Raw genomic sequence first — 25,742 nt, forward strand, 5'->3', positions numbered from 1 at the left:
AGGCCACGTCGAAGTGGTCCGGCGACTCCTGATGGCCCCCTGGCCACCCCGGACATCGCCGCCCTCGACGACATCCTCGGCCGCGTCCGCACCCACATGCGCGCGATCCCACCGCGTTCCGCCGCGCCACGACACAGACCCACGGACACGGGGTGACTTACAGCGGCCGGTACGGAGCCACCGGCGCACCCAGCTCGAACCAGGCGAGGCTGCCTCCTCGGGTTCGCACCCCGGCTCCTCCCGCCCATCGCCGGTGGTCAGCCGCGCACGTGCAACCCGAAACCCGTGCGGCCCGTGGGCTCCAGGCCGTCCTTCAGGTGCAGCGAGGGGATCTCGTAGTCGCCGAAGTTCTGCCTCCGGAACGCGATGGGCTCGGTCGACTCCAGGGTGAGCAGGCGCTGCTCCCAGGCCTTGGCGATGTCCGGGAAGTCCTCGGCGGTCGTCCGGTCGGCGCCGTACAGCACGAACGGCGGCAGCACCTCGATGCCCGGGTAATAGAGGATGCCGTGGTGGATCGGGAACAGCAGATCGTCGATGGGGCCGTTGATCCCGCGAGCGGTGTAATGCGACTCCGGGCCGCCGGCGGTCACCGACAGCAGGGCCTTCCTGCCCGCGAGGGTGCCTTCGCCGAAGCGTTCGCCGTAGCTGGTGTCGCTGTGCTCGCCGACGCCGTAGGCGAAGTGATAGGTGAACACCCGGTCCACCCAGCCTTTGAGAATCGCGGGCATCGTGTACCACCACAGCGGGAACTGGAAGATGATCGTGTCCGCCCACAGCAGCTTCTCCTGCTCGGCGAGGACGTCCGGCGTGAGTGTGCCGGCGTCGAAGGCCCGGCCCGAGTCCAGGGCGACCTTCAGCGGACTTGAGGCGTCGGGGCCGTAGTCCGCGGCGTCCACGACCGCCTTCCAGTTCATCGCGTACAGATCGCTCACCCGTACCTCGTGCCCCGCGGTCTCCAAGGTCGACACCGCCAGGTCCTTCAGCGAGCTGTTGAGCGACATCGGCTCGGGGTGCGCGTGGACGATCAGCGTCTTCATGGGAACTCCTTCGGATCGGGTGCCTGCGGGGCAGGTGCCCACGTGCCTACGGATCAGGTGCCTTCGATACTTGCCGCCGCGGCGCCCGGCGTTCAGGGGCGCTTCTTCCGTAGGACGGGACTTCCTGGTAACGGCAGGGCCACCTTCGCGGGCATCACCGAGGCCATACTGGGCGCATGGACGACCTTGCGGGTTTCCTGCGGACCCGGCGTTCCCGGGTCGATCCGTCGGCCGTCGGCATCCCCACCGACAGCCGCCGCCGGGTCGAAGGGCTGCGCCGCGAAGAGGTCGCGCACCTGTCCGGAGTCAGCGTCGACTACTACGTGCGCCTGGAGCAGGGCCGCGCGACCCAGCCCTCCGAGCAGGTCCTCGACGCGCTCGCCCGCGTCCTCGGCCTCGACGAGACCGAACGCGGACACCTCTACCGGCTCGCGCGGCAGCGCCGCCGCCGCGCGAAGGCGCCGGGCGGGCGGGTCCGGCCGGAGCTGCTGCGCGTCCTCGACCTGGTCGCCGACGCACCCGCGCTGATCATGGACTACCGCCTCGACGTGCTCGCCGGGAACCGCCTCGCCGGGCTCCTCTACGGCCGGCCGTTGCCCGGCCTGAACACCGCCCGGCACATCTTCCTTGAGGAGGCCGAGCGCGGCCTCTACGCGGGCTGGGAGAACTGCACCCTCGACGTGGTCGGGCACCTGCGCCTGGCCGCCGGCAAATACCCCGACGACCCCCGCCTGGCCTCGCTCATCGGCGAGCTGGCGATGGGCAGCGAACGCTTCCGCCGCCTCTGGGCCCGCGCGGACGTGCGCGCCCGCACACACGGACGCAAGGCGTACCGGCACCCGCTGGTCGGACTGCTGGAGCTGCACCAGGAGAACTTCGCGCTGCCGGACGGATCAGGCACGGAACTGCTGGTGCTGTCCGCGGCCCCCGGCAGCCCCGCCGAGGACGGGCTGCGCCTGCTCGCGGGCCTGGGCGCGGACAGCGGTGACGCCCACCCCCCGGTGAACGCTCAGCTCCGCGAGTAACTCGACGACGCCCACCCACCCACCGATCGCCATGAACGCGGACGTGCTGTAAGCCCACGCGCCCCGGCCGGATGGGGGAAGTGCCGGCCGGGACGCTTGCCCCCGTACAGAGGGGGCTGGGTGCCCCGTACGGAGGGAGCTGGGTGCCCCCGTGCAGAGGTGGCTAGGTACCTCTCTGTGCAGAGGTGGCTAGGTTCCCCCGTGCGGAGGTGGCTAGTTGAAGGCGCCGAAGGCCTTCGAGAACGCGTTCGCGTCCTGGACGATCGAGCTGCATGTCGCGTCGGCGAAGTTCTTCGCGCCGCCGGGGCACTGCTTGTCGCGGGTGACGGACCACATGGAGAGCCAGCCGATGCCCTTGGACTTGGCGAAGGCGACCAGCTGGGTGGCGTCCTCGACCTTGAAGATTTCCGTCGTCACGTCGTTGACGCCGATCATCGGGGTGATCGCGACCGCCTTCCAGGCCGCGCTGTCGGAGAGCCCGAGGACGCTCTTGACCTGGGCCTGCGTCGCGGTGGCCGCCTGCTCGGCGTAGGTGCCCATGTCACCGCTGTACGCGGGGCCGTAGTCCATCGCCATGATGTTGACGGTGTCGATGGAGACGCCGTTCGCCTTGGCGTCGGCGAGCAGGTTCACGCCGTCCTGGGTGAGGCCCTCGGGCATCACCGGCAGCGTGAACGACACGTCCAGCGACGGGTGTTGCTGCTGGAGCTTCGCGATGGCCTTCGCTCGGATCGTGTTCGCCGCCGTGTTCGGCAGCGCACCGCCCTCCACATCGAAGTCGACCTTCGTGAGGTCGTAGGCATCCACGACCTTGTTGTACGCCGTCAGCAGCGCGTCGGCCGAGGAGCAGGCCGTGGCCAGCTCCGAGCCGGAGGCACCGCCGAACGAGACGCGGACATCGCCGCCCTTCGCCCGCAGGGCACCGATCTGCGCCGCGACCGCGTCACTCGCCAGGTCCGTCACACCGCCCCACTTGGGCGTGCAGCCGCCGCCGTCCGTGACGAAGGCGAGGTTGTACTCCTTCACGCCGGTGGCCGCGGCGCCGGCGACCAGGTCGAAGGCGGGGTAGAGGGAGGTGTCGACGTAGGGCGCGAAGCCGGCGCTCGCGGTGGTGCCGCCGCCAGGGGTCTCGGAGGGGGTGCCGGTCGCCGTCGGGGTCGGAGTCGCGGTCGTCGTCGGCGCGGGACTGGAGCTCGGGGTCGTCGTCGGCGCGGGGCTGGAGGTCGGGGTCGCCGATTCGGTCGGGCGGCCGGTCGGTTCCGGTGTCGCGCCGTCGTCCACCGAACACTTGGCGCCGTCGATGAGACAGCCCGTCGGGTTCGCGGAGCCGTTCACGACGAAGCCGACGGTGACGGACTCACCGACCGCCAGGCCGTCCTTGTCCCAGGTCGGCGGCTTCACCGTGACGTGCTGCCCGCTCACCTTGGACTCGCCGTTCCACAGCGAGCTCAGCGTGGCGCCCGAGGGAAGGTCGAACTGCAGCGTCCAGTCCCCCTTCACCTGGCCGGTGCCGTTCGTGATGACGTACTGCGCGGTGTAGCCGGTCGACCAGTCACTGGTCTTGGTGTACGCGGCTCCGACGTCGGCCGCCTGCGCGGTCCCGGAGAACAGGAAGGCGCCACCGCCGACCACGGCCGCGGCGACCACGCCACCTATCGCCTTATTCCTGCCACTGACCTTGCGCCGGTGCTGCGTACTGCTCATCGCGTGTGCCTGCCTTCGCGGTTTCACGGGGGGGTGGGTGCGGGAGCACGCTAGCGATCCGGATTCGGGCAAACCTCTTCATCCGGACGGGGGTTGGCGATCTTAGGGCGCGCTTAAGGAAGGCATCGGGGGCGGTTAAAGGTCGAGACCAATTCTCGCTGCGCGGAGGCCGTGCGGGTCCATGAACAGGTTTGGCGGGCGAACATGTTCGTTCTGAACTTGTTCGTAACGAACATGTTCGTTACTCTGAAGACATGGCAGCAGCTCATCACCCCGATACGCCGGGCGGTCGCGGCCGCAGTCGCCGCGAGCGCCCTGCCAAACCGGCCCTGACACGGGACGGCATTGTCGCCACCGCCGTCGAGATCACTCGTGCCGAGGGCCTGCAGAAGGTCACCATGCGGCGGCTGGCGCAGGAGCTGGACACCGGCCCGGCCTCGCTCTATGTGTACGTCCGCAACACCGCGGAGCTGCATGCCGCCGTCCTGGACGAGCTTCTGGGAACCGTCGAGTCGCCCCCGGCCGACGACGGCGACTGGCGGGAGCGGCTGGAGAAGGTCCTCACCTCCTACACCGGCGTGCTGTTCGAGTACCGGGGCCTGGCCCAGTCGGCTTTGGTGGCCCGCCCCAGCGGAGAGCACTACCTGAATCTCGTCGAGCGGCTGCTGGCCCTGCTGGACGAGGGCGGCGTGCCGCCCGGACAGGCGGCCTGGGGCGTGGACCTGCTGCTGCAGGTCGCCACCGCGACCGCGGCCGAGCACGCCGTCCAGGACGGGGCCGCCGGCACCCAGGACGACTGGGACGCCCTCACCCACGCCCTTCAGAACGCCTCCAGGGACACCCACCCGCGCATCGCCTCACTCGCCGACGAGCTGCTGGCAGGCCCACCGGAAGCACGTATGGCCTGGGGCTTCCAGATGTTGATCAACGGCATCCTGCACACCCCCAGGCCCGCCTAGACCCAAGGAGCACGACCATGACCACGACCACGACCACAGTCACTCACCACCCCATAGCCGTCATCGGCGCCGGACTCGGCGGCCTCACTCTCGCCCGCGTCCTGCACGTCCACGGCATCGAGGCCGCCCTCTTCGACCTGGACGCCTCCCCGACCGCCCGTGCGCAGGGCGGCATGCTCGACATCCACCAGGAATCCGGTCAGGCCGCACTGCGCGCCGCCGGCCTCCACGATGATTTCCGTGCCCTCGTCCACCCCGGCGGCGAGGCCATGCGCGTCCTCGACCAGCACTCCGTCGTCCGTATGAAGCAGGACGACGAGGGCGACGGCGACCGGCCCGAGGTCGAACGCGGCCAGCTGCGCGACCTCCTGCTCGACTCGCTGCCCGAGGGCACGGTCCGCTGGGGCGTAAAGGTCACCGGGGCACACCCGCTCGGCGACGGCCGCCATGAGGTGACCCTCGCCGACGGCTCCGCCTTCACCACCGACCTGCTGATCGGTGCCGACGGAGCCTGGTCCCGGATCCGCCCGCTGGTCTCCGACGCCACCCCCGTCTACTCCGGCCTGTCGTTCGTCGAGGCGGACCTGCTCGACGCCGACACCCGTCACCCCGGTAGCGCAGGCGTCGTCGGAGGCGGCATGTTCATGGCCCTCGGCGCGGGCAAGGGCTTCCTCGCCCACCGGGAGCCCGACGGCAGCCTGCACATCTACACCGCGCTCAAGGTGCCCGAGGAGTGGATCGACGGCATCGACTTCACCGACACCGGCCTGGCCAAGGCCGCCGTCCTCGATGAATTCGCCGGCTGGGACGAGAGCCTGCGGGCGCTGATCGCCGACGCCGACGGCGCGCTGGTCCCCCGCCGGATCCACACCCTGCCCGTCGGCCACCGCTGGGACCGCGTGCCCGGCGTCACCCTGCTCGGCGACGCCGCCCACCTGATGTCACCGTTCGCCGGCGAGGGCGCCAACCTCGCCATGCTCGACGGAGCCGAACTCGGCGCCGCCCTCGCCGCGCACCCCGGCGACACCGAAGCCGCCCTCGCCGCGTACGAGCAGGCGCTGTTCCCGCGCAGCGAGACCTCCGCGGCCGAGTCCGCCGAGAACCTGGTCGTCTGCTTCCGCGACGACGCCCCCCAGGGCCTCCTCGACCTCTTCGCCGGCTACCAGGCCCGGGCAGAAGCCCAGCCGTAGGCGAGACCGGCCGGAAGCCCAGGTCGAAGCTCAGGCGGGAGCCCAGACACAACCGGAAGCCCAGGCGTAGACCGCGACCCAGCGGAAGCCCCGGCGCAGGCGAGACCTAGCGGAAGCCCAGGTCGAAGCTCAGGCAGGAGCCCAGACACAACCGGGAACCCAGGCATAGACCGCGACCCAGCGGAAGCCCCCGCGTAGGCCGAGGCCCAGGTCGAAGCTCACGCGGAAGCCCAAGCCGAGGCGAGGCGGAGGCCCCGGCAGACCGACTCACCCCGTCGCGCCGTCGCCCCGTCGGCCTGACGCCCCGTCGCCCCGTCGCCGCGACGACCTCTACGACCTCTACGACCTCTACGACCCCGACCCGACCCGACCCGACCCGACGAACGTCAGCCCACACCCACTCCCCGCCGACGACGCCGTACAGCCCCCCGATGTCCGCGCCGGACCGGCGCGCGACCGTCCAGCTGGATCCAGATCCGCACCTCCGTCCCCCCGAGCACGGACGAACCGATCCGCACATCCCCGCCCGTCGACTCCGCGAGCCGGCGCACGATGTCCAGGCCGAGCCCGGTCGAGCCGTCGCTCCCCGACCCGCGCCCGCGTGCCATCGCCGCTTCCGGGTCCATGATCCCGGGACCCGCGTCCGACACCAGCACGATCACGGCGTCCTCGCTGTTGTGCACGTCGACGGCGAAGGCGGTGCCCTCCGGGGTGTGCCGGAAGACGTTGCCGAGGAGCGCGTCGAGGCAGGCCACGAGGTCGGCGCGGGCGACCGGTATGCGTACCGGACGGTCCACGCCCGCGACCCGCACCTTGCGGCCCTCGTCCTCGGCGAGCGCCGACCAGAAGTCCATCCGCTCGCGCACGACCTCGGACGCGTCGCACCCGGCGACGACGCCTATCGCGGCCGTCTGCGGCTTGGCCTCCCGGGCCGTCCGGATGATCGTGTCGACCTCGCGCTCCAACTGCGCGACGGCCGCCCGGGTCTGCTCGGCGGCCGGTCCGTCGCCCAGCGAGGCCGTGTTGAGCCGCAGCACGGTCAGCGGGGTACGCAGCCGGTGCGAGAGATCGGCCGCCAACTCCCTTTCGTTGGCGAGCAGTTGTACGACCTGATCGGCCATCGAGTTGAACGCGACCGCCGCGAGGCGCAGTTCGGTCGGCCCCTCCTCGGGCACCCGCGCCCCGAGCTTGCCCTCGCCCAGCTCGTGCGCGCCTTCGGCCAGTCGCTGCGCAGGCTGCACCATCCGCACGCCCAGCCGGTCGGCCACCGCGACCGAGCCGACGATGAGCGCGACGCCGACCGCGGCGAGTACCGCCCAGGCCGTGCCGATGCCGTTGCTGACCTCGGACTCGGGGACGTACACCTCGACGACGGCGATCTCGCCGGAGCTCAGCGCGACGGGCTGGAGCAGGGTGGAGCCGCCGGGGACCTCGGTGGTGGAGGCGCGGCCCAGCTTCCGGGTGGTGGTGATGTCCTCGTCGGCGGCACGCTGCTTGCCGATCTCGACCGCGGCCGCGCCGTCGGCGGCCGGTATGTGCACGGCCATGCCCTGGTCCGAACCCGCGGAGGCGACGACCCGCTCCAACTGGTCCCGGTCGGTGGTGATGGAGAGCGCCGGCGCGATCGCCGCGGCCTCCCGCTCGGCGTTCGAGAACGCCCGGTCCCTGGCCATCTCCTTCATGACAAGGCCGAGCGGCACCGCGAAGGCCACCACGACCATGGTGGTCACCGCCACACACACCTTGACCAGCGCCCACCTCATGACGCCCACCCTCCGACCGGCATCCGGTTCATAGCGGCGGCTCCAGCTTCACGCCGACACCCCGCAGGGTGTGCAGATAGCGCGGCCGGGCCGCCGTCTCGCCCAACTTCCGCCGCAGCCAGGACAGATGGACGTCGATGGTCTGGTCGTCACCGTAGGCCTGCTGCCACACCTCGGCGAGCAGTTCCCTGCGTGCCACGACGACACCGGGGCGCCCGGCCAGGAAGGCGAGCAGGTCGAACTCACGCCGGGTGAGATCCAGCCGTACGCCGTCCAGTTCGGCCTGGCGGCGCAGCGGGTCGATGGCCAGCCCTCCGACCCGGATGACCGAGGACGGGGGCGCGTCCCCCGCGGGCACCCGGGCGCGACGCAGGACGGCCGCCATCCGCGCCGACAGGTGCTCGACCGAGAACGGCTTGGTCAGATAGTCGTCCGCGCCGTCGTTCAACAGGCGGACGATCTCCGCCTCGTCGTCCCGCGCGGTGGCGATGATCACCGGCACGTCGGTGATTCCGCGCAGCATCTTCAGCGCCTCGGCCCCGTCCAGATCGGGCAGACCGAGGTCGAGGATCACGACGTCGAAGGAGAAATGGGCGACCTCGCGCAGCGCCTCAAGGGCGGTGCCGACGCTGCGCACGGTGTGCGCGGCATCGGTCAGATGCCGGATGAGGGCTGAGCGTACGAACTGGTCGTCCTCGACCACGAGCACACTTGCCATGGGCAGGACCGTACGCCATCCGGGCGAGCCGCTCCGGTGCCTGTGGACAACTCGGTACGAGTCCGCACGGGCCGGTTGTGGACAACGCGACCAGGGCCCAGTGGTGCGCGAAGTCTGAGAGACCCCTGGGACGCGTGGGGCGGTCGTGAGGCAGTATGGCCGCGATGCGCAGAGGACTCGTACACGTACTCGCTTGGTCGCTCGCCACGGGCGCGGCGGTCACGCTGTCGTGGTGGGGTGTCCACTCGGTGATGACGGGGACGGCGTACGACCCGCCGCGCGCGCTGCCCATCACGGCGGGCGACGTGACGACGCCGCAGGCGAAGCCGCTCGCCACCTCGACGGAGCGGGCCGAGGCGTCGGACCGCTCCGTCGAAGAGGCGAGCAAGGCGCCGCGGAGCCCGAAGCCGAGCGCGACCCCCTCGAAGACTCCCGGCGCAAGCCCCCCGCCGTCCTCGTCCGACGCCTCATCCGCGCAGGTCAAGAGTTACGACACCGATGGCGGCCGCGCGGTCTTCGCGCTCGGCAAAACGTCCGCGACGCTCGTCTCGGCGACCCCGGGCTCGGGCTGGTCGATGCAGGTGTGGAAGACGGAGACGTGGATCCGGGTGGAGTTCAGCTCGGGGGTGGACCGGCTGACGGTGTTCTGCACATGGCACGACAGCGCGCCTCGGGTGCAGGTGTACTGAGCGCGGGCCGGGGACGGCTCAGCGGAAGACCGATGGCGGCGGCGCGGGTGACGCCACCGCCGCCGCGTCCGTGACCGGCATCGCTCCCCCGGTGAAGTCGGCGAGGTCCTTGCCGTGTTCGACGCGTCCCGGGTGCGGGTCCGAGGCCGCCCGGCGGGTCAGTTCGGCCAGCGGGAGCGGCCGGGCGGAGCCGACGAGGACGGCGTTCCCGAAGCGTTTGCCGCGCAGCACCGTCGGGTCGGCGATCAGCGCGAGTTCGGGGAAGACGGCCGCGGCGGTGGCGATCTGGCCGCGCAGATGCGCGAGTGGCGGGCCGTCGGCGAGGTTGGCGGCGTACAGGCCGTCGGGTTTGACGGCCCTGCGGACGTCGGTGAGGAATTCGACGGAGGTGAGGTGCGCCGGCGTGCGCGCCCCGCTGAACACGTCCGCGATCACCAGGTCCGCCCAGCCGTCCGGCACCTTCGCGAGCCCCTCACGGGCGTCCATGGAACGCACCCGGATGCGGGCGCCGGGATCCAACGGCAGCTCACGGCGGACCAGTTGGACGAGAGTGGCGTCGCGTTCGATGACCTGCTGGGTGGAGCGGGGGCGGGTCGCGGCGGTGTAGCGGGCGAGGGTGAGGGCGCCGCCGCCGAGGTGCACGGCGTGCACGGGCTTGCCGGGCGGGGCGACGAGGTCGATGACATGGCCGAGGCGGCGCTGGTACTCGAAGCTCAGGTACCCGGGGTCGTCGAGGTCGACGTGCGACTGCGGGGCTCCGTCGATCAGCAGGGTCCAGGCGCGCGCCCGGTCCCGGTCGGGCATCAGCTCGGCGAGCCCGCCGTCGACCGCCTCGACGACGGCTTCGGCGGCGGCCGCCTGCCCGCGCCGCGAGCCCCGCCCGGCCTCACGACCCGCGTCGCGCCCGTCGTCGGACCGCTTGTTCCTCGCCCTTGCCATCTGGCCATTATCGGGGCGTACGGGCGGGTCGGCTCAGCGGCGGGTTCGGTGACGGCCCGCGGGGCCCCCAGCGGCGGGGTCAGTCACGGCCCTTCGGACCCCTCAGCGGCGGGTTACGTGGCGGCTCTTCGGGCCCTCGGCGGCGCGTTCGGTGACGGTGCTTCGGACCCCTCGGCGGCGTCAGTGACGGCTCTTCGGGCCCCTCGGCAGCGGATTCGGGGGCGGCCCTACGGACCCCTCAGCGGCGGGTTACGTGACGGCTCTTCGGGCCCTCGGCGGCGCGTTCGGTGACGGTGCCTCGGGCCCTCGGCGGCGTCAGTGGCGGCCCTTCGGGCCCCTCGGCAGCGGATTCGGGGGCGGCCCTTCGGGGGCGCTCAGCGGCAGTTGTCCGCCGCTTCGATGAGCCGCGCCGCCTCTCCGAGGGCCGCCCGTAGCACAGCCGGGTCGGTCGCGAGGTCCGCGTCGCCCGGCGGAAGGAGCCAGTCCGAGCCCTCGACCGGGGGCTCGGGGGCGAGTCTGAGGCCGCGGCCGTTGGTATGTGTACAGGTGCTGCCCGGCATGTCCCAGGCGTCCGCGGTGCCGGGGGGCACCAGGAAGCCGAGGGTGTCGCAGCCGTCGTCGTGCAGTACGGGTCCGACGGCGTCGCCCGAGCCACGGCGCAGAATGTCGACCGCCTCCAGGCCCTGCCGCGTGGGCACCGTCACCAGGTCGCAGTCGGCGCCCGGCTCCGGTGGAGCGCTGGACTCCGGCGACGGCCGGTGCTGCGCGGTCGACAGCGACGTACGGAACTCGGTGGTCTGCCTGGTCTCCATCCCGGCCTCCAACACGGAACCCCTCCTCCTGACGAGTGGGTCGGGAGTTCGGGTGTTGCTCCCGGTCCGCAGGGTTCAACGCGCCAGAACGTCAACGGCTACGGCGTAACACCGCCGCAAAGGATGGCAGTTCATGGCAGATCGTGGATGAGATATCCGGTTTGTAGCCAAACCCAGCGTAGGGACACCGTCACAGCAGGTACGTTCTTGCCCCGTCGGACGTAGGGCACCCATAGGGCACAACCCGGGTAACTCGCCTTGAATCCGGCACGGTTCGACGGTTCGCAGAGAGGGCCCGACCATGGCGTCGTCAACGGTGACCTCGTCCCAGCCCCCCAGGCCATCGCGGCCGAACCTCGCCTTCCGGCGGCTGCGCGCACAGCGCTCGCCCGGCGAGTTCGCCGCGGCGGTGCGGCGGGCCGCGCGTGAGATCGGCGAGCGGGTCAGCTGCGACGCCCGCTACATCGGGCGCGTCGAGGCGGGCGAGATCCGCTGTCCCAACTACGCGTACGAGCGGGTGTTCCTGCACATGTTCCCCGGTCGCACGCTCACCGACCTGGGCTTCGCGCCCCGCTCATCGGTACGCGGGCGCGGGGCGCGCGACACGGACGAGGCGCTCCCTCCGCACACTGCACGCTCTTCGCACGCCTCACCTGAGACGGAGGGGGCGCAAGAGACGTATGAGATGTACGAAGCGCAGGACCGGACGTATGAAGCGCAAGACCTTCGATACGGCCCGCATAACCCGCACGATCCGTGCCACTCGTACGAACCGCACGACCCGTACGAACTGCACGACCCGTACGAGAACCACGAACAGAACCACGAGGAGAGCGACGTGCAGCGTCGCGCATTCATGACGGGAGGCACCGCCACCGTGGCGGCCGCCTCACTGATGCCCTTCGGGGTCGCGTTCGGCTCCCCCGCCGCGGCCGCGGACCGGCGTGTCCACCGGGCGGGCACGTCCGAGGCCGGTGCCCTCGAAGAGGCCGTACGCAAGATCCGGCTGCTCGACGACCGGCACGGGGCCGACGGTCTCTACCGGCGGGCGGCGGCGCCGCTGCGGACGGCATACGAGCTGCTCGACGCCGGCACCACCCGGCAGGCGACCGCCGACCGCCTGTACGCGGGTGCGGGTGAACTGGCCATCTCGGTGGGGTGGCTGGCGCACGACTCCGGGCGCTTCGACGACGCGCGCTCGCACTACGCGGAGGCGCTCGCGACCTCGCGGATGTCCGGCGACCCGGCCCTGGAGGCGCACGCCTTCTGCAACACGGCGTTCCTGGCGCGCGACGCGGGGCGCCCGCGCGAGGCCGTGCGCGCGGCGCAGGCGGCACAGCGGGCCGCGCGCCCCCTGGGCTCACCGCGTCTGCTGTCGCTGCTCGCGCTGCGTGAGGCGGGCGGCTGGGCGGGGCTCGCCGACCGGGCGGGATGCGAGCAGGCGCTGGCGCGTGCACAAGCCCTCTACGAACGGGGTCCTTCGCAGACGGACCCCGAGTGGATGACCTTCTACGGAGAGGCCGAACTGGAGGGTCTTGAGGCGCAGTGCTGGTCGACGCTGGGCGACTGGCCCCGCGCTGCCCGGCACGCACACCGGGCCGCGGCTCTCCAGGACCCGCACTTCACCCGCAACCTGGCCCTCTACACCGCCGAACTCGCCGACGACCTAGCGCGCGGCGGCCGCCCCGACGAGGCCGCCGTCGCGGGACTGCGTGTCCTGGACCTCCTGAACGAGGTCCAGTCCTCGCGCATCCAGACCATGCTGGCCGGAACGGCGCGGGTGCTGCTTCCGCACCGGAGGGCGTCGGGCGTCGGGGCGTTCCTGGACCGGCACGCGTCGCTGCCGCGCACGGCGTGAGGAGGACGGTCGGCGACACCGAGGAGAGCCGCCGCGCCCACTCGGCCAGGTGTCTGCACACTTACACGGTCAGGCCTCCACGGGCTTACGCGGTGATGTGTCCGCAGGCTTACGCGGTCAAGTGTCCGCAGGCCCACGCGGTCAGGCCTCCACGGGCCTACGCGGTCAAGTGTCCGCAGGCCCACGCGGTCAGGCCTCCACGGGCCTACGCGGTCAAGTGTCCGCAGTCGTTCCACGACTCGATCGCGGGCTCGCCATAGGCCCAGCCGAGCATCGACAGCGAGGTCGGATTGAGGCGGACACGGGCCGCGAAGTCGATCGGGAGGCCCAGCCAGCGGGCGCCTATGGTGCGCAGGATGTGGCCGTGGGCGAAGATCAGCACGTCACGGTCGGCGGCGCGGGCCCAGGCGACGACCTCGTCCGCGCGCGCGGAGACCTGTTCCCGGTTCTCGCCCCCGGGGACACCGTCACGCCAGATGAGCCAGCCGGGCCGGACCGCCTGGATCTCGGCCGGGGTCATGCCCTCGTACGCGCCGTAGTCCCACTCCATGAGCGTGTCCCAGGCGGTCGCGCGGTCCCCGAACCCGGCGATTTCGCACGTCTCACGCGCGCGTGCCAGCGGACTGGTGCGCACCTCCACCCCGTCCAGCCCGTCGAAGGGCGCCCGGTGCAGCCGCTCGCCGAGCAGCTTGGCGCCGCGCCTGCCCTCTTCCAGGAGCGGGACGTCGGTCCTGCCGGTGTGCTTGCCGGACAGCGACCATTCCGTCTGTCCGTGCCGGGCCAGCAGGATGCGCGGTGCCATGGGAGAGATGCCTTTCCGACAGGTGTGGGGATGAGAGTCGTACAGGTGTGGGTCTGAGAGTCATACAGGTGTGGGGAGTGGGTCATTCAGGTGTGCGGGATCGGTCGTTCCATCATCGCGCACCGCCTCACCGGGCAACCCGGGGGGAGATCTCTGCGTCTTTGACGACCGAGGGCGCCCGTTCGGGGGAGTTCACATACACCGTAAAATCGAATGTGGCCACGGATCTTCGTGTGCAGACTGTGCAGACCTCGCTGTCGGCGGACCGTGCAGACTGTCGGGTCACCGCAAGCAGATGGGGGAGGGCGATCGGATGCCGCAGACCGACGCACCGCGCGCCGAGGCGGCACCACGCGCCCGGCTTCGGCGGTGGACGGAGCTGCGTACCACCAAGGCATCGCAGGCCCGGCTCCGCTGGTGGACCGAGCTCCCGCTGATCCTGATGGTGTACGCGTGCTACTCGGCGGGCCGGCTGCTCGCCCGGGGCAATGAGGCCGGCGCGGTCGACCACGGCCTGGAGATCCTGCGCATCGAGAAGGCGCTCCGCCTGAACGCCGAGCACCCGCTGAACCGCCTCTTCACCCGCGAGGCATGGATCGGCATACCGGCCGACTTCTGGTACGCGTCGCTGCACTATCTGGTCACGCCCGCGATCCTGATCTGGCTCTTCCGGTCCCGTGCCGTGCGCTACCGCGCGGCCCGCACCTGGCTCATGACCTCCACGTTCATCGGCCTGATCGGCTTCACGCTGCTGCCCACCTGCCCGCCCCGGCTGCTCGACGCGAGCCATGGCTTCATCGACACGATGGCCCAGTACAGCGACTACGGCTGGTGGGCCGGCGACGCGAGCGCCCCGCGCGGCCTGGGCGGCATGACGAACCAGTACGCGGCGATGCCGAGCCTGCACGTGGGCTGGGCGCTGTGGTGCGGAGTGATCCTGTGGAAGTACGGCCGCACGCCGGTGTCCAAGGCCGCGGCCGTCGCGTATCCGCTGATCACCACGATCGTCGTGATGGGCACCGCGAACCACTACTTCCTCGACGCGGTCGCGGGCGCCGTGGTGATGGGGGCCGGGCTGCTGGTGACTCCCTTCGTGATGCGGGTCGCCGACCGCGCGAGGACCACGCTGGGCGCGCGTCTCGCACAGGTCGTGCGCACGCGTTTCACCCAGGTCCCGGGCGCCCTGACCGCACGGGCCTCGGGCACCTCGCGCGGTGCAGGTTCCTCAATTGTCAGTGCGGGGTGCCAGACTTCCGCGGGTGAACGACTTCCCCGACAGCGCGAGTCCCGAACCGGGCCCGGAGCCGAGCCGGGTGCCGCCCCCACGGACGCGGGGGACGGCGCTGCGGCAGCGGCTCGCTGACCTGCGCGGCCCGGCTGTACCTCCCAAGGCCCTGGACGCGCGCGCCCTCGCGGCGCTCGCCGCCAACCCCGGATGCGACCGGCGGGCGCTCCTGGACGGCGCGGGGGTCGACAAGGCGAAGCTGGCGGAAGGGCTGGGCTCGCCGTCCGCCTTCGGGCAGTCGCAGTTCGCCTTCATGCGGGGCAACGCGTTCGAGGCCCGGGTCAAGGCAGACGGGGGCGCGGAGCTGCTCCGCCTCGTGCACGAGAAGCTGGACCCGAGTGCCGAGCCGCCCGCGTCGGGGCGGGTGCCCGACCTCTCGGCGATCGGCCCCGAGGGGCGCGCGGCCCGTACGGCCCTCGCCCTGCGCGAGGCCACCGAGGCCGGCGTCTGGACCCTGCTCGACCACCCCATGGTCGCCCTCGATGTGGCGGGCTCCCCGGCCTTCCTGGAGCCCGACGCGGTGGTCGTGCACCCCGACGGCGGCTGGACCGTCGTCGAGATCAAGTCCTTCCCCATGCTGGACGGTTCGGCGGATCCGGCGAAGGTGGGCGCGGCCGCGCGCCAGTCCGCCGTCTACGTACTGGCGTTGGAGGAGGTGGCCGCCCAGCTCGGCGCGGAGCCGGAGGGGCGCGCCGGTGCCGAGGGGATGAGCGCGCGGAGGGTCGAAGGGGCGAGCACGGTCGTCCCCTCGGCACCGGCTGAGGCGCCCCGGGGGCCGAGCGCCCAGGACAGCACCCGCGCTCCGGAGGTCCGCCACCGGATCCTCCTGGTCTGCCCCAAGGACTTCTCCAACCTCCCGACCGCATCCGCCGTCGACGTCCGCAAGCAGCGCGCGGTCACCCGTCGCCAGCTCGCCCGCCTCACCCGGGTCGAGGACATCGCCGATGCCCTCCCCGAAGGCACCTGCTTCTCCCCCGACCTCCCCGCCGACTCCCTCACGGCCGCCGTCGAGTCCGTCCCGGCGACGTACGCCCCGGAGTGCCTGGCCGCCTGTGAGCTGGCCTTCCACTGCCGGGGCCGCTCCCGCGCGGAAGGCGCGGTGACGTCCCTGGGGCGCTCGCTGCGGGCCGAGTTGGGCGGGCTGACGACGGTGGATGACGTGCTGGCGGCAGCCCACGGAAAGGCCGGGGATCCGGCCGATCCGGCGGTCGCGGCGCTGCGCAGGGCGGCGGAGCTGCGGGCCGAGGCGCTGGCAGTTCAGCCGTTGGATCTTCAGCCCGCGGGAATCCGGTCCTCGGGGCTCCAGCCATCGGACGTTCCGTCGTCGGATGCCCAGGAGGGAGCCGTATGTCGCTGATCGCCACCCTCGCTCGCCTCGAAGCCGTCGGCAGTGGCCGGGCCCAGCCCACCGCCACCGTGCGGCACCGGCATCTCGCCGACCGGCCTCTCGTGTTCGTGCCGCTGATCACCGCCGGTGAGGCCGGGGCGCCGCTCGGGGCGCTCGTCGGGACCGACCGGGACGCGCCACGGCTGCTGGTCGTGGCGCAGCCACGGGACCGCGACCTGCGCTTCGCGTTCCTCGCCGAGCTCGCGGACGTCGTACTGCCGTACATCGACTCGTACGCGGACGTGGTGGAGGCCGCCGAGCGCAACGAGACCGACCCGGAGACCGGCAAGCGCGTCAAGGTCGAGGTCGAACTGTGCGCGGACGCCCCGCAGTTGATCGTGCCGAGCCGGTCGGGCGTCGAGTTCGTACGACTCCTGGGGCGCTCCATGCGTTTTCGGCGCACCGCCGAGGAGGAACCGGAGGCGCCCCATCCGGCGCCGCCCGGGGTGCCGTTGCTCGGGCGGTGGATGACGCACTTCGGGGAGCGGGCCCGGGTGCCCGGCTCCGCGCTGCTGCTCGCCCTCACCGACGTGCTGTCGCGGCACTGGGCCACCGGGCAGAGCAGTCTGGAGGACCAGCACCTGGGAGCGCTGCTCGCCTGGATCGACCCGGCGGACGGCACGTCGGGCGCCGAGGCGGCGCTGCGGGCCGAGTTGCTGCGGGACTCCCGTGGTCAGCTCGTCTGTCCGCCCGCAGGGCCCGCCACCGACCCGGCCTTCGACAACAGGTTGCTGGCCCCCGCGATCGAGCGCTACGACCGGGCGCGCACCGCACTCGCCGCCGCCGAGGACGGCCTTGAGGCGGACGACCGGCTCGGTGATCTCGTCGCCGCCGAGCGGGAGATCCACGCCCTCGTCGAGAGCGTCACACGGCCCACCTGGGACGCCGTGTGGCGCGGCCTCGACCTGCTGCGGGAGCTGCCCGAGGGCGCGCACGCGGCCGGCCGGTGGACCCGCGACCGCTGGTCGTTCACCGGTCACCGGGACCGGATCACCGCGGGCGAACCCCCGCAGCCGCGCCGCGACGACGCGGTCACCGCGGCCAACAAGCTCGCCACCCGCGAGCGCGAACAGGCTCGCCTGGAAGCCCAGGAGGCCCTGGACGACACCCTCGTCATGGCCGGACGGCGGCTTGGCGGAGAGGCCTTCGCGGGCGAGGTCACCGATGTCGTCATGGCGTACAGCGAGGGCAAGCGGCCGAGCCCGCGCCCGCTGGTCACCGTACGGACGGACGACCGGCCGCATCTGGGGCAACGGACCAAGGTGTACCGCTCGTTGGGCGGGAAACCGCAGGCGGCGGAGTTCGTCGCGGCCGAGGAGGACGGCGCCCTGATCGTCCTGCGCGTGGTCGACAAGATGGGGCGCGGCAAGGAACCCGAAGCCGGGTCCGTGCCGGAGAAGGGCGACCTCGTCTGCTTCACGCTCTTCGAGCACGAACAGCGCGGTGGGGCGAAACTGCCCGACCCGGAGGAGACACCCTGGACGCACGGCGGGCCGCCGGGTGAGGCCGACGCGGCACCCCGTCCCGACCCGGTGACAGAAGAGGACGTCCTGTGACTTCCCTGACGACGAGCACCGACTTCGATCCGGGCGCCGCCGCCACCCGGGCCACCGACGCGATCCTCCACGACACGCTGCACGGCACACACCGCGGAGTCGTGGTCGACTCCCCGCCCGGTGCCGGCAAGTCCACCCTGGTCGTCCGGGCCGCGCTCGAACTGGCCTCCGCCGGGCGCCCGTTGATGGTCATCGCGCAGACCAACGCCCAGGTCGACGACCTCGTGCTGCGGCTCGCCGAGAAGGATCCCGAGCTGCCCGTCGGGCGGCTGCACAGCAGCGACCCCGACCCGTACGACAAGGCACTCGACGGCCTGGAGAACGTACGCAAGTCCACCAAGGCGGCCGACCTGGCGGGCCTCGACGTCGTCATCTCGACCGCCGCCAAGTGGGCCCACGTCCAGGGCGTCGAGCCGTGGCGGCACGCGATCGTCGACGAGGCCTACCAGATGCGTTCGGACGCGCTGCTGGCCGTCGCGGGGCTCTTCGAGCGGGCGCTGTTCGTGGGCGACCCGGGGCAGTTGGACCCGTTCGCGATCGTGGGATCCGAGCAGTGGGCCGGCCTGTCGTACGACCCGTCGGCGGCCGCCGTGACGACGCTGCTCGCCCATAACCCCGAACTGCCGCAGCACCGGCTGCCGGTGTCCTGGCGGCTGCCCGCGTCGGCGGCGCCGCTGGTCTCGGACGCGTTCTACCCGTACACCCCGTTCCGCAGCGGTACGGACCACGGTGACCGGCGGCTCGACTTCGGTGTCCCGTCGGACGGTTCGGGCCCCGACCGGGTCATCGACGAGGCGGCGGAGGCGGGTTGGGGGCTGCTGGAACTGCCGGCCCGGCACACACCTCGTACGGATCCGGAAGCGGTACGGGCCGTGGCCCAGGTCGTACGCCGGCTCCTGGACCGGGGTGGGGCGGCCACGTCGGAGAGGTCCGCCGAGCCGGTGCCGCTGACCGCCGAGCGGATCGCCGTCGGCACCGCCCACCGGGACCAGGCCGCCGCGGTACGAACCGCGCTGGCCGAGCTCGGGGTCGCGGATGTCACCGTCGACACGGCGAACCGGCTTCAGGGGCGGGAGTTCGATGTGACGGTGGTCCTGCATCCGCTCTCCGGGCGGCCCGACGCGACGGCGTTCCATCTGGAGACGGGGCGGTTGTGCGTGCTCGCGTCCCGGCACCGGCACGCGTGCATCGTGGTGTGCCGGGCGGGGGTGACGGACCTCCTTGACGACCATCCGTCCACGGAACCGGTTCAGCTGGGGGTCACGGTCAAGTTTCCTGATGGTTGGGAGGCGAACCATTCGGTGTTGTCCCATCTGGGGGAGCATCGGGTGGCTTGGCGGCCGTAGCTCCCGCTCGAGGAGGGGGCGTCGGTGGGTCCCACTCGGGGGGCTTCGGTGGCTCCCGCGCGGGGGGCTTCGGTGGCTCCCGCGCGAGGGGCTTCGACGGCTCCCGCTCGGTGAGCAACCGCAGCTACCGGTCGGCGGGCGTCCGCAGCTACCGCCCGGTGGGCGTCCGCCCGGTTCGTGCCTGGGGTTCCCCGGGCCCTCTTGCGCCGCCGGGGGACAATAGACGGTGGCCCGCTCGCAAGGCGTGCCCCTAGACCCGTACGAGGAGGAGAAGACATGGCGGAGCCCACGCCGCGTCGGAACGAACCGCGGCTACGCCCCGCGCCCCTGCTCTTCGAGCCGGCGGAGGCCGCCGGCGATCCGGAGCATTTCTTCGACCTGGAGTCGATAGACGATCCGCGGGCGCTGCTGGCGCGGGCGACGGAGCTGACGCAGGCGTTTCGCGCCGCGGCTGACCGGGCCGTCGAGTTCCAGGCGATCGCCGCAGCGCAGCTCGCTGATCCGCGGCGCTTCGACCGGCTCACCGCGGCGGCGGTCGCGGAGCGGGCCGAGTGGACCGAGGACTACGCGAAGAAGATGATCGAGTTCGGCCGCGATCTGCTTCGGGGGGTGGAGGGGAGCGGACGGGCGCATGGGCTTGGGCATGGGGTTGGCGACCATGCGTGATGGCGGGGGCGGGGGCGTCTGGCTGGGGTGCGGTGGGGGTTTTCGCCCCCTCCGCCCCTACCCGTCCCTTGTTCCTAGGGGCTGCCGCCCCCAGACCCCCGCACTCGCGCTGAACGCGCTCGTCCTCAAACGCCGGACAGGCTAAAAATCTCTTCCCCGGCCCGGGGCTGAAGAGTGCCGCTCCCACGAGCGGGTGGCATATGCCGGGGCGTGAAGATACTCCACCCCACCTCCTCCTGTCCCGGTTTCTGGGAACTCTCGGAGATCGCCCGCTCACCGCCTGTAGATGTTGTTGCCATGAGCAGCGAACTGAACCCAGCGGGCAAGTTCGACATCTCGGGCGTCACGTCCGAGGGAGTCGCATGGCTCGCCTCGGCAGGAACGTATCCGCGCAGCACCCTCGCGCTCTGGGAGGAACGGCCGGACGCCCCGGTCGTCCTGCCCTGCGGGAGCACCTTCGACGTCGTGAACGTCCCGGCGATCTTCGGGCGGTGGATGCTCGACCGGCTGTGGGACGAGGGGCCCGGCTCGGGCCCGGTGGCCGCGTACCGGGGGCGGATGCTGCTGTTCGCCGCGCCCGGTACGGCACAGCGGCTGCCCTCGCTTCTGGAGTGGGAGGAGTGGGGCTCCCGGAGCGACGGGATTCCGCCCCTGCTCTGTCACGGCACCGGCGACGCGGTCACCGTCCCCGCGCCGGGCGCGCACGACTCCGACGAGTCGAGCCCCGCCACCCGCCTGGAGTCCCGCTGGCTCGTCGCCCCCGACACCCGGCATCCCTGGCTCCCCGGCCCCGAGATCCTGCTCTGGGCGGCCGTCCGCGCGGCCCGCGCGGCCGTGCGGATATCGATTTTTCCTCCCCAGGACTTGGATGCTAAGGTCTACGACGTCAGCAGGCGCCGCTAGCTCAGTTGGTTAGAGCAGCTGACTCTTAATCAGCGGGTCCGGGGTTCGAGTCCCTGGCGGCGCACAGACGATGAGAAGCCCCTCGCGAGAGCGAGGGGCTTCTTGTGTATGCGCCGGGCTCCCGGACGCTCAACCCGTCGTGATCTTGATCGTCCACGCCCCCGATGCCGTCCGGTCCTCGACCTCGATCCGTACGTTCTCGCCGGGCACCGTGAAGGTCTCGCCGAGTGCAACCGGAGCATCCGCGAGCGGGGGGTAGACCGAGTCCTCCCAGCAGGACTCGGAGTGGGGGTGGGCGTCGAGGACCTCGATGGGGCCGCGGCCGGACTGGGCCTCGCTGCGGACGCGGTAGACGAGGACGCCCTGGGTGCACGTCGAACCGTCGTTGCCGGCCGAGCCGCGCGCCTCGAAGGCGAGCACGCTGCCGGGGCCCGTACGAGCCACGGCCAGTTTGGTGCCCCGACCGGAACCGAAGGTCCGCGCGCCGGAGACGACGGAGCCGCTGGAGACGCCGGAAGCGCCGGAGACGACGGAGCCGCTGGAGACGCTGGAAGCGCCGGAGTCGCCGAGACCTCCCGCCGCGCCGATCCTCGCCGGCCCCGCCCCCAACGGCTCCAGCGTCAGCCGCGTACTCCCCCGGCCACGCACGCACGCGACCTGGCGCGGTTCCAGCCAGCCCAGCTTCCACTTGTGCCAGCCGAACAGGTCGGGGGCGAGGCCGAACTGGCTGCCCATGAGGTCCCAGTCGCCGACATAGGTGTCCCAGTCGCCCTTGGCGTCGACGGGGCGGTGGTAGAGGTCGGGGAGGTCGAAGATGTGGCCCGTCTCGTGGGCGAGGACGAGGCGGTCCGGCGGGTGCTTCTCGAAGACGGTGACGACCCGGCGGATGTCCTTGCCGTCGGCCCGCATGGGGGTGTCGAGGTTGACGACCTTCGTTGCGTCCGAGTCGACGCCCGGGGCGTCCGGGTCGGCCACGAAGTAGACGATGTCGTAGCGCGAGAAGTCGACCTGCCCGTCGGCCACGGCGATCGCGTCGCGCAGATAGGCGGCGCGGTGCGCGGAGTTCCAGTCGCGCTGTATGGCGTACGCCGTGGAGGGGTGCGGCATCCGGATCCAGTCACGCCCCGGGTGCGGGCGCAGCGTGAACTTGCCGTACGAGGCGCGCTCGAAGAAGTGACTGGTGGCCGGGAAGTAGTCGGCGGTCAGTTCGGCGGGCGTGGTCTGCGGCGCAGAGTCGGGGAAGGACAGGAAGACCATCACCGCGTCGAGGGCGCGGGTCGGGCGGGTGTAGGCGGCGTTCCAGGTGTCGAGGCCCTCCGAGTGGTGCGCCTCGGTCCGCTTCAGGGCGCACAGGTCCGAGCGGGGTTCGGCGAGCGCGGGCCCCGGCAGCAGCGAGGTCGCGGCCAGCGCCGACATCGAGGTGAACACGGCCGCGGTGCTGCGCCAACGGGGCGCCCCGTCACGGGTGAAGACCCGCAGAGCCTCACGGGTGAGCTCCTTGAGGGGGAGCGGACGCGGCACATCGACCTCCGGATGCGGATTTCAGGACACCGCACCCAGCCTGTGATGGTTCGTCATACTTTGCCCTGTTTGTCTACACCAGAAGGGTGAGGGGCCATGAGAGGGCGACACCCCCGAACACTCACGGAACGTCACATGCGATCGGAGGGGGAAGGAACCCGTCCAGATGCAGGCAGAAACGATCTGTCAGAACGGGTGGTTGTTCCGGGACACTGGACAGTGGCTGCGGCTTCCCGGGGCCAGCCTCTATGATCGGCACACTTTCCTGCACGGACACGGCTTGTGCGGCCGTCCATCACCGGCCGACCACCCCGAGAGACCCATACGAAGAACGAGTGCACTGCGGGAGCGAGCGGTGAGCGGAACGTCCGAAGGGCCGGCGCCCGCGGCAGACTTCGTCCGGTCGGCCGTCACAGAGCGTCACATCGAGCAATCTCCCCGTACGCCCGCCGGGTTGCCTCCCGGTCCATCCGTATCCCCCGGGACGCCTCCCGGACCCCAGGGGTCGCCACCCGGCACATCCGCCCCCACCGATGCGTCTCGCGGCGCATCCGTCCCCTCCGAGGCGCCCGAGACACCCGAGACAGCCCCTGACACGGCGTCACCCCTCGCCTTCCAGGCCGCGTTCGCCACCGCGCCGCTCGCGATGGCCGTCGTCGACCGCGAGGGCCTGGTCGTCACGGCGAACGAGTCGCTGGGCACGCTGCTCGGCAGCGCCTCCAGCACCCTCGCCGGGCAGATCGCCTCCGACCTGGTGGATCTGGCGTCCGACGCCCGCACCTGGCACGCGTACCGCGAGGTGCTGCGCGGCCGGCAGGCCAGGCTGCGCTGCACGCGTCGGCTCAAGCACCCCGACGGGCACTCACTCTGGGTCCAGGTGACGGTCTCGCCGCTGCCCGCCCAGGAGCGGGCGGTCCTGCTCTCCGTCTCCGACATCAGCGCCCGGCGTGAACTCCAGGCGCGGCTGCGGCACTTGCAGATGCACGACGCGGTGACCCGGCTGCCCAACCGCACCCTGTTCTTCGAGCGCCTGACGGCCGCCCTCGAGGCGGAGGCGTACGAGGAGGGCGGCACCGGCCGGATCGGGCTCTGCTATCTGGATCTGGACGGCTTCAAGGCGGTCAACGACACCCTCGGCCACCGGGTCGGGGACCGGCTCCTCGCGGCCGTCGCGGAACGCCTCACGCGCTGCGCCGACGAGGCGGGCCACGCGCGGGCGAGCACTCCCCTGGTGGCGAGACTGGGAGGTGACGAGTTCGCGCTGCTCGTCGAGGACTCCACGGGGACGGAGCAGTTGGCCGACCTCGCCGAGTCCGTCCTCAAGTCGCTCCAGGCGCCTTTCGACCTCTCCGGTCAGCGGCTCTCCGTCTCCGCGTCCATCGGTGTCGTCGAGCGCCGGGCCGCCGGAACCTCCGCGACCGGGCTGATGCAGGCCGCGGACACCACGCTGTACTGGGCGAAGGCGGACGGCAAGGGCCGCTGGACCCTCTTCGACCCGGAGCGCAACGCCCACCGGATGACCCGTCAGGCCCTCTCCTCCACCCTGCGAGCGGCTGTCGAACGCGGTGAATTCACCCTGGAATACCAGCCGTTGGTGGGAATGGAGGACGGCAGCGTCCGCGGAGTCGAGGCGCTCGTCCGCTGGAACCACCCCCAGTTCGGAATGCTCACGCCGAATCGGTTCATCGGACTGGCCGAGGAGGACGGCTCGATCGTGCAGCTCGGCCGCTGGGTCCTGGCCACCGCCTGCCGGCAGGCCCGCCGCTGGCAGTTGGACCACCCGGACGCCGTACCGATCTTCGTCAGCGTGAATGTGGCGGTGCGTCAGGTCTGGGACTCCGACCTGGTCGCGGACGTGGCGGAGATCCTGGAGGAGACCGGACTCCCGCCCCAGCTCCTCCAGTTGGAGCTCACCGAGTCCGCGGTGATGGGCTCGGCCGGCCGCCCCCTCCAGGCATTGCAGGCCCTCAGCGACACGGGCGTACGCATCGCCATCGACGACTTCGGCACCGGTTACTCGAACCTGGCGTATCTGAGTCGCCTGCCGGTGTCCGTCCTCAAACTGGACGGCTCCTTCGTACGGGGCTTCCAGTACGAGACCCGCGACGGCACCGACGCCCACCCCAACCCCGCCGACGAGGTCATCGTCGAGGCCCTCATCCAACTCGCCCACCGGCTGGGCCTGACGGTGACCGCCGAATGCGTGGAGACCTCCTCCCAGGCCTCCCGCCTGCGCGGCATCGGCTGCGACACCGGGCAGGGGTGGCTGTACTCACGGCCGGTGGCGCCGGATCGTATCTCCGCGCTGCTGGAGGCGGCGGCCACCTGCGGTCAGGTCTGAGCTGCGGGTTCAGGCCGCCTGCGGCAACCCGTAGGCGTCCGCGATCAGTTCGTACGAGCGCAGGCGTACGTCACCGGTGTGGGCGTGCGACGTCAGCATCAACTCGTCGGCGCCCGTGCGCTTCTGGAGGTCGTCGAGGCCGGCGCGGACCTCGTCGGCGGTGCCGTGGATGACGTTGGAGTTCCAGGAGGTGATGAACTCCCGTTCCATGGGGCTGAATTCGTACGCCGCCGCCTCTTCCGGCGTCGGGACCAGGCCGGGGCGGCCGGTGCGCAGGCGGACCATGTTCAGTGCGGCGGCCAGCACCTGGCGGCGGGCTTCCTGCTCGTCGTCCGTGGCGAGGGCGGAGACACCGATCAGCGCGTACGGGGCGTCCAGGACTGCGCTCGGGCGGAAGGACTCGCGGTAGAGGTCCAGGGCCGGGATCGTGTTCTGGGCCGAGAAGTGGTGCGCGAAGGCGAAGGGCAGGCCGAGGGTTCCGGCCAGCCTGGCGCTGAAGCCGGAGGAGCCCAGCAGCCAGACCGGGGGGCGGTGCGGGGACTGGACTCCGCCGGGGGAGGTCGACTGGATCGGGCCCGGGACCGCGTGGATGCGGGCGTAGGGGTGGCCGGAGGGGAAGCTGTCGTCCAGGAAGCGGATCAGCTCCGCGAGCTGTTCCGGGAAGTCGTCGGCGCCTTCGTGCAGGCGCTCGGTGCGGCGGAGGGCCGCGGCGGTCGCGCCGTCCGTGCCCGGAGCCCTGCCCAGGCCCAGGTCCACTCGGCCCGGGGCCATCGCCTCCAGGGTGCCGAACTGTTCCGCGATGACCAAGGGGGCGTGGTTGGGGAGCATGACTCCGCCCGAGCCGAGGCGGATGCGGGTCGTGTGGGCTGCCAGGTGGGCGAGGATCACGGCCGGGGACGAGGATGCCACGCCCGGCATGGAGTGGTGTTCGGCCACCCAGTAGCGGTGGTAGCCGCGGGATTCCGCGAGGCGGGAGATCTTGACGCTGGTCTGGAGGGCTTCGGTCGCTGTGTGGCCTGCGCCGACTGTGACCAGGTCCAGTACGGAGAGGGGGACCGGGGCGGTGCCCTGTGCCGTGCCGCGGATCTCGTCCGTCTCGTTCACCGGGGTGCCTCCTGTTGCGTATACGTCTCGCTGTCCGCGGACGTAACAGGAGGGTGTCTCCGTTTTATTCCCGGGTGACCGGGGGTCCGGGCTGGGGGCGGGCGGTTTTTTCGCCCCCTCCGCCCCTACCCGTCCCT

The 25,742-nt window shown here is 71.8% G+C and carries 21 protein-coding genes and 1 tRNA gene; 13 read left to right on the plus strand and 9 right to left on the minus strand.

The window, feature by feature from the left end; all coding sequences use genetic code 11:
• Nucleotides 1–257 precede the first annotated feature (257 nt).
• Nucleotides 258–1,037, minus strand: a complete 780-nt coding sequence (locus ACFVKT_RS18935; RefSeq protein ID WP_385732816.1) for an NAD(P)H-dependent oxidoreductase — start codon at nt 1,035–1,037, stop codon at nt 258–260.
• Between the two features lie 176 nt (nt 1,038–1,213).
• Here ACFVKT_RS18935 and ACFVKT_RS18940 point away from each other — a divergent pair, with 176 nt between their 5' ends.
• A complete protein-coding gene (locus ACFVKT_RS18940) occupies nt 1,214–2,062 on the plus strand; it encodes a helix-turn-helix transcriptional regulator (protein ID WP_385732818.1) in 849 nt (282 codons plus the stop codon).
• A 213-nt stretch (nt 2,063–2,275) separates the two neighbouring features.
• Here ACFVKT_RS18940 and ACFVKT_RS18945 read toward each other — a convergent pair whose 3' ends face one another.
• Nucleotides 2,276–3,766 carry a cellulose binding domain-containing protein gene (locus ACFVKT_RS18945; RefSeq protein ID WP_385732820.1) on the minus strand — a complete coding sequence of 497 codons (1,491 nt, stop codon included), beginning with the start codon at nt 3,764–3,766 and terminating at the stop codon, nt 2,276–2,278.
• A 254-nt stretch (nt 3,767–4,020) separates the two neighbouring features.
• Here ACFVKT_RS18945 and ACFVKT_RS18950 point away from each other — a divergent pair, with 254 nt between their 5' ends.
• Nucleotides 4,021–4,725, plus strand: coding sequence for a TetR/AcrR family transcriptional regulator (locus ACFVKT_RS18950; RefSeq protein WP_385732822.1), 705 nt, complete (start codon nt 4,021–4,023; stop codon nt 4,723–4,725).
• A gap of 17 nt (nt 4,726–4,742) precedes the next feature.
• Complete coding sequence (locus ACFVKT_RS18955) at nt 4,743–5,915, plus strand: FAD-dependent oxidoreductase (protein WP_385732825.1); 1,173 nt, start codon at nt 4,743–4,745, stop codon at nt 5,913–5,915.
• Between the two features lie 386 nt (nt 5,916–6,301).
• Here the strand turns inward: ACFVKT_RS18955 and ACFVKT_RS18960 are convergent, their stop codons facing one another.
• Together ACFVKT_RS18960 and ACFVKT_RS18965 are read right to left on the minus strand one after the other, a co-directional pair.
• Complete coding sequence (locus ACFVKT_RS18960) at nt 6,302–7,678, minus strand: sensor histidine kinase (RefSeq protein WP_385732827.1); 1,377 nt, start codon at nt 7,676–7,678, stop codon at nt 6,302–6,304.
• 28 nt (nt 7,679–7,706) lie between these two features.
• The gene (locus tag ACFVKT_RS18965) at nt 7,707–8,396 is read right to left on the minus strand and encodes a response regulator transcription factor (RefSeq protein WP_385732830.1); all 690 of its coding nucleotides are present in this window, start codon (nt 8,394–8,396) and stop codon (nt 7,707–7,709) included.
• 164 nt (nt 8,397–8,560) lie between these two features.
• On the opposite strand from ACFVKT_RS18965, the gene ACFVKT_RS18970 reads away from it, so the two are divergent.
• Nucleotides 8,561–9,085 carry a hypothetical protein gene (locus ACFVKT_RS18970; protein WP_385732832.1) on the plus strand — a complete coding sequence of 175 codons (525 nt, stop codon included), beginning with the start codon at nt 8,561–8,563 and terminating at the stop codon, nt 9,083–9,085.
• A gap of 18 nt (nt 9,086–9,103) precedes the next feature.
• Here ACFVKT_RS18970 and ACFVKT_RS18975 read toward each other — a convergent pair whose 3' ends face one another.
• Nucleotides 9,104–10,024: a spermidine synthase gene (locus ACFVKT_RS18975; RefSeq protein ID WP_385732834.1), complete on the minus strand. Its 921-nt coding sequence runs from the start codon at nt 10,022–10,024 to the stop codon at nt 9,104–9,106.
• 374 nt (nt 10,025–10,398) lie between these two features.
• A complete protein-coding gene (locus ACFVKT_RS18980) occupies nt 10,399–10,836 on the minus strand; it encodes a hypothetical protein (RefSeq protein ID WP_385732836.1) in 438 nt (145 codons plus the stop codon).
• A gap of 301 nt (nt 10,837–11,137) precedes the next feature.
• On the opposite strand from ACFVKT_RS18980, the gene ACFVKT_RS18985 reads away from it, so the two are divergent.
• Nucleotides 11,138–12,694, plus strand: a complete 1,557-nt coding sequence (locus tag ACFVKT_RS18985; protein WP_385732838.1) for a hypothetical protein — start codon at nt 11,138–11,140, stop codon at nt 12,692–12,694.
• 205 nt (nt 12,695–12,899) lie between these two features.
• Here ACFVKT_RS18985 and ACFVKT_RS18990 read toward each other — a convergent pair whose 3' ends face one another.
• Nucleotides 12,900–13,496, minus strand: coding sequence for a histidine phosphatase family protein (locus ACFVKT_RS18990; protein ID WP_385732840.1), 597 nt, complete (start codon nt 13,494–13,496; stop codon nt 12,900–12,902).
• A 313-nt stretch (nt 13,497–13,809) separates the two neighbouring features.
• On the opposite strand from ACFVKT_RS18990, the gene ACFVKT_RS18995 reads away from it, so the two are divergent.
• From ACFVKT_RS18995 to ACFVKT_RS19025, 7 genes are all read left to right on the plus strand, one after another.
• The gene (locus ACFVKT_RS18995) at nt 13,810–14,859 is read left to right on the plus strand and encodes a phosphatase PAP2 family protein (protein WP_385732842.1); all 1,050 of its coding nucleotides are present in this window, start codon (nt 13,810–13,812) and stop codon (nt 14,857–14,859) included.
• Nucleotides 14,810–16,138 (plus strand): hypothetical protein, encoded by a 1,329-nt coding sequence (locus ACFVKT_RS19000; protein WP_385733190.1) that lies wholly within the window; start codon nt 14,810–14,812, stop codon nt 16,136–16,138. The genes ACFVKT_RS18995 and ACFVKT_RS19000 overlap by 50 nt, the downstream gene beginning before the upstream one ends.
• Nucleotides 16,129–17,724, plus strand: a complete 1,596-nt coding sequence (locus ACFVKT_RS19005; RefSeq protein ID WP_385732844.1) for a hypothetical protein — start codon at nt 16,129–16,131, stop codon at nt 17,722–17,724. Before ACFVKT_RS19000 ends, ACFVKT_RS19005 begins: the two co-directional genes overlap by 10 nt.
• Before the next feature lie 5 nt (nt 17,725–17,729).
• The gene (locus ACFVKT_RS19010; protein WP_385733192.1) at nt 17,730–19,070 is read left to right on the plus strand and encodes an AAA domain-containing protein; all 1,341 of its coding nucleotides are present in this window, start codon (nt 17,730–17,732) and stop codon (nt 19,068–19,070) included.
• 276 nt (nt 19,071–19,346) lie between these two features.
• Nucleotides 19,347–19,736, plus strand: a complete 390-nt coding sequence (locus ACFVKT_RS19015) for a hypothetical protein (RefSeq protein WP_385732846.1) — start codon at nt 19,347–19,349, stop codon at nt 19,734–19,736.
• 297 nt (nt 19,737–20,033) lie between these two features.
• The gene (locus ACFVKT_RS19020) at nt 20,034–20,639 is read left to right on the plus strand and encodes a bifunctional DNA primase/polymerase (RefSeq protein ID WP_385732848.1); all 606 of its coding nucleotides are present in this window, start codon (nt 20,034–20,036) and stop codon (nt 20,637–20,639) included.
• Nucleotides 20,630–20,703: transfer RNA gene (locus ACFVKT_RS19025), tRNA-Lys, on the plus strand. Before ACFVKT_RS19020 ends, ACFVKT_RS19025 begins: the two co-directional genes overlap by 10 nt.
• 65 nt (nt 20,704–20,768) lie before the next feature.
• Here ACFVKT_RS19025 and ACFVKT_RS19030 read toward each other — a convergent pair.
• Nucleotides 20,769–22,160 (minus strand): M6 family metalloprotease domain-containing protein, encoded by a 1,392-nt coding sequence (locus ACFVKT_RS19030; RefSeq protein ID WP_385732850.1) that lies wholly within the window; start codon nt 22,158–22,160, stop codon nt 20,769–20,771.
• A 355-nt stretch (nt 22,161–22,515) separates the two neighbouring features.
• Here ACFVKT_RS19030 and ACFVKT_RS19035 point away from each other — a divergent pair, with 355 nt between their 5' ends.
• Nucleotides 22,516–24,501: a putative bifunctional diguanylate cyclase/phosphodiesterase gene (locus ACFVKT_RS19035; RefSeq protein ID WP_385732852.1), complete on the plus strand. Its 1,986-nt coding sequence runs from the start codon at nt 22,516–22,518 to the stop codon at nt 24,499–24,501.
• Nucleotides 24,502–24,510: 9 nt separating this feature from the next.
• On the opposite strand, the gene ACFVKT_RS19040 is transcribed toward ACFVKT_RS19035, so the two are convergent.
• Nucleotides 24,511–25,605: an LLM class flavin-dependent oxidoreductase gene (locus ACFVKT_RS19040; RefSeq protein ID WP_385732854.1), complete on the minus strand. Its 1,095-nt coding sequence runs from the start codon at nt 25,603–25,605 to the stop codon at nt 24,511–24,513.
• Nucleotides 25,606–25,742: the final 137 nt, after the last annotated feature.

The sequence above is a fragment of the Streptomyces sp. NPDC127595 genome (genome assembly GCF_042671685.1).
GTDB lineage: Bacteria > Actinomycetota > Actinomycetes > Streptomycetales > Streptomycetaceae > Streptomyces.